The sequence below is a fragment of the Bacillus sp. LL01 genome (assembly GCF_001037965.1).
This window is the reverse complement of sequence record NZ_LFEL01000157.1, coordinates 1-4,432: the sequence shown is the minus strand read 5'-3', so window position 1 is coordinate 4,432 and position 4,432 is coordinate 1. Positions and strand designations below refer to the sequence as shown.

Annotated in this window: 4 protein-coding genes; 1 reads left to right on the top strand and 3 read right to left on the bottom strand. The window is 37.0% G+C overall.

What is annotated here, in order from left to right; genetic code table 11:
• A partial coding sequence (locus AB685_RS26870) for a SpoIID/LytB domain-containing protein (RefSeq protein WP_047973659.1) occupies positions 1-1,214 on the bottom strand: 1,214 nt, incomplete at its 3' end.
• Between the two features lie 14 nt (positions 1,215-1,228).
• A complete protein-coding gene (locus AB685_RS26865) occupies positions 1,229-1,444 on the bottom strand; it encodes a hypothetical protein (protein WP_047973658.1) in 216 nt (71 codons plus the stop codon).
• A gap of 356 nt (positions 1,445-1,800) precedes the next feature.
• Between AB685_RS26865 and AB685_RS26860 the strand changes: the two genes are divergently transcribed.
• The gene (locus tag AB685_RS26860) at positions 1,801-2,859 is read left to right on the top strand and encodes an MraY family glycosyltransferase (RefSeq protein WP_047973657.1); all 1,059 of its coding nucleotides are present in this window, start codon (positions 1,801-1,803) and stop codon (positions 2,857-2,859) included.
• 51 nt (positions 2,860-2,910) lie between these two features.
• On the opposite strand, the gene AB685_RS26855 is transcribed toward AB685_RS26860, so the two are convergent.
• Positions 2,911-3,867: an LCP family protein gene (locus AB685_RS26855; RefSeq protein ID WP_241773394.1), complete on the bottom strand. Its 957-nt coding sequence runs from the start codon at positions 3,865-3,867 to the stop codon at positions 2,911-2,913.
• Positions 3,868-4,432: the final 565 nt, after the last annotated feature.

Below are 4,432 nucleotides of genomic sequence, written 5' to 3'. Positions count from 1 at the left end.
TTAGGGGAAGTAGGGTGATTAACTGTTTGGGAAGCCATTTGAACGGTTAACTCATTCGTGTTAACTTTGGAGTGTTGACCATTCTCAGATTGGATTTTAGCTCCATAGGTATAGTCAAGATTTTGTGTTCCGCCATTTGCTGTCTTAACTTGTACAGCAACTTGAGGCTTATCTACAGTGAAGTTAATGCTTCTTAATGATGGCCCAAAGGCAGAACGTATCGAGTCACCTGTTCCATTATTCTTTGGCAAGCTCGAAGTCACGACAGCTCCAGTAGTCGTATTAAGACCTGTAGCGGTCAATTTTTGAACACTACCACCTTGTGCGGTTCGTTCTGTTACTTCTAGATCAACCAAGCGTACACCAGGTCCAAAAATCGTTTGTTCCATCGTGGCACGATCAATGTGAGTGCTCCATGAATGATTGGCGTTGGCTGAATGTTGATCGTACGGGTCTGCAACTGCTCTTATGTATGGTACTGGATTTCTCCAAACATTTTCACTGTTCTCCGTGTGTCCTCCAGAGCTYGAGTGAAAGTAAGCGTCAATTATAACCTCGTTATGTGTCGCATATACTCCTTTTGTTGCACGGACTGCTTGGTTACTATTTGGGTGCTCCCCAGTTTTTCCACCATATACTTGATTGGCAGTTGTATCTACTACAAAGCCGCTGGAAGCCATTTGCTTATAAGCATAATTTCTTGCGGCCACTGATTGGGCTTTCAATGCTTCTTGATGCCATAAAGCAGGCATTTCCTTAGGCACTACTCCAAGTAAATACTCTTCAATATCAAGAATATTAAAAAGCGTAAGCCGGTCTTGTCCGCGCTCCACTTTTAATGAACCGCGATATTGAGTTGCTTGGAAGCTTGTCCCCTGTTGTACTGAGGTAACTGTAACAAAGTTTTCTGTTTCAGCATGTAATTCTTGAAGTTCAAAACCTCGAGTTGAGGTAAAATCCCTTCCGTCTACGCGAACAATGACTTGATTAGGTGTGTGACGAAATTGAACCTCACCTGAAAAAAGAATCTCTTTTTGGTTATCGACGTTAAGTAAACGATAATGTCCTGTAGGAGTTACATTGAAATTAATTGTGGGTACAAGTTTAACCTTCATTGGTGTAGGATAATCTACAACATCCTGGGCATGTGAATACGTAGGAACGAAAAACAGTAATAAAAAGGAAACAAGTAATAAAGATAATATTGATTTCATTTTGCACCCGCCCATCATTTCTGGTTCGCTTTAAGTTGTTCAACTTGCTGTTCAAGTTGTTGAACTTTTTTTTCKAGTTCGGTCACACGATCGTTAATTGGTTTAATTTGACTGACCACCCAATCTACACTTGCAAGCACTGGTTGCGAGTTTGCTAAAGTGGATGATTGGAAGATTAAAGCGCTTGATAATAATGCAATAAAAGTAATTAGAGCTAATTTTTTTTTCATATTGTCTAACCTCCTCATTCTTATATCTTACTTATCGACATAATTCTAAGATTTTTTAGATTCAAAGTTTATTTTTAAGGGAATATAGTATTTAATTATTATTTTTGGAGGTTACCTACTAAAATAATTATGTATTAATGATGAAACTTAAAATAATATCTATGTGTAATATTTGTTTGTGGTATAATCCTTCTTGTATGTTCAAGAAGTAGATATTTTATTCGAGTTATCTCGATGTTTTTTGCTAGATTTAATAAATAACATGATTGATTTGTAGAAAAAACAGAGCTGTTAATTTTCTCAAATCTAAATAAGTTCCTTATAAATAGGAGAAGGTATGACTAAGGAGGTTTCACATGCTCTGGTTAACGTTAGCAATTTGTTTTATAGTGACATTATTAATAACACCACTCGTGCGAAGATTCGCAATAAAGATTGGTGCAACAGATAAACCAAACCACCGAAAGGTTCATCAAAAATTGATGGCAAGACTAGGTGGATTAGCCATTTATATAGGATTTTTAATAGGATTTATTGTTCTACAGCCAGATAGTACGTATATGATGCCCATTTTAATTGGTAGTTTTATCATCATTGTAACTGGATTCTTAGATGACATGATCGAACTATCTGCTAAGTGGAAATTATTTGGACAATTACTTGCAGCAGGTATTGTTATCTATGGTGGGGTTCAGGTTGAATTCATAAATTTACCTTTTGATGCTCGTATWGAGCTTGGTTGGTTTAGTATTCCCTTAACATTACTTTGGATAATCGGAATTACGAATGCAATTAACTTAATTGATGGTTTAGATGGGTTAGCTGCAGGAGTTTCATCTATCGTCCTTATTACGATTACTTCTTTAGCCATTCTAGGTGGGGATCTTTTCGTAGCTGCACTTGGTGTGATTTTATTGGGTAGTACGCTAGGATTTCTTTATCACAACTTTAATCCAGCTAAAATTTTCATGGGAGACACTGGAGCTTTATTCTTAGGTTTTATGATTTCGGTTATCTCACTGCTCGGATTTAAAAATATTACGTTATTCTCTTTGTTAATTCCAGTCATTATTTTAGCTGTACCAATTTCAGATACATTTTTTGCTATTATTCGTCGGATTGTAAATAAAAAACCATTGTCTGCACCTGATAAATCTCATCTGCATCATTGTTTGCTAAGAGTCGGATTTTCACACCGACAAACAGTGTTAGTCATCTATGCAATGAGTGCTTTCTTTGGACTTGCAGCCGTTATGCTTACGATGTCGACATTATGGGTTACATTCATTATTATGGCTGTAATATTAGTGGTGATTGAGTTAATCGCTGAAAAGGTAGGTCTTGTAAGTTCGACCTATCGCCCAATGATTAATTTTGTTAGACGATTCACTAGTGCAACTAAAAGGAACTACTGAATAATAAATAGAAAGCTAAGAGAACGTTAACTGTTCTCTTAGCTTTTTTTGTTATGGAGTTTCTGTCGTCTCTGTAGTTGTTGCTTCTAGCCCTAAATGCATTCTCAAAACCCTTGATACAGTTTGTCTCGAAACCTCATCTAGTTCGTAATAATAAACGCCATTTAGACGCGTATCATTTCCCTCGAAATTAAGATTCTCCATACTTTCGATTGAGTTAGCATAATTGTGTAATGCTATCATGTTACCAAAACTCAAATTAGTTGTCATATGGTTTCCAATACTATTAAATACCTCATCATAATTTGAAATCGATGAAAATGTAGCGGCTTTCTTGATGAGCGCTTGAATGACATCTTGTTGCCGCTCTCCGCGTCCGATATCACCACGAGGATCGTTCTTTCGCATTCGCGTATAAGCAAGAGCTTCTTCACCATTTAAAACGTGGGTACCTTCATTTAATGTGACTGCACCGTGATTACCGAAACTATCCTGCTCTGAAAAAGTGAAAGGTACATCGATTTCCACACCGCCGAATGCATCAACAATTTCTATGAATGCATTGAAATTTAGTTTCAAATAATAGTCAATAGGGATGTCTAGAAGTTCTTCCACTGTGTCCACAGTTAAATCTAGGCCGCCAAAAGCATGTGCATGATTAATCTTGTCACGGTTAGCACGACCGGGTATGGTGACTAGTGAATCCCTTGGAATGCTGAGAATTTTTATGCTTGAATCTGATCTGTTGAATGTTGCGAGTAACATCGCATCGGTTCTACCAACCAAGCTCCCATCTCTATCGTCTACACCGAGGAATAAAATCGAGATATTATCTTTTGTCGGATTTACAGCTTCAGTACGACGCTCGGATTTTTCTCCACGTTCAAGCTCTTGTTGAGCACTTGAAGTCGCATTTGCAAGCTGGAAAGCAAAATAAGTAACCGCTGCTCCTGCTATTAGAAAAGAGAATAGTCCTATTAATACAAATATCTTTAATCCACGTTTCATTCGACTATTACGGCTCTTACGTCGTCTTAACCTTGATTGCGCCATCGCAATACCTCACTTTATATAAAATCAAATCATTCTTAAAATTTTTGTCCATATCTATCATATCATAGCGAAAAATAATTAGGGCGTAAAGAAGAATCTGTTAGAAAGTATTCATATTAGATGAATAAATTATGGCAGAGCGAACGGTTGTATGCGAGAGAAATACAAGTAAACTAGTTAGTCTGTCGTAATTTAGCAGACGATTTTAGGAATAATTAAACAAAAAGTACTTGATAAAACGTTTAAACTTGTTTATTTTAGAGTATATATAATCTTCTGAAAATTATTAAAACTATTAGTTAGTTATGTTTATGTGGTGTGTACATATTGTTATGGATGAATATCTTTTCAGTGGGGGCGTGCGGAGCAGCATCAGTCTACGATCGTCGCGTCGCTCGGCGGCGTTCACCGAGGTTCGTTCGCACATAAAATAAGTCAGAAGTAGCGTTCGCTCATATATCGAAAATATCGCCCATAAACTCACCAAACTGGCACATATATCATAAATACCGCTCATATC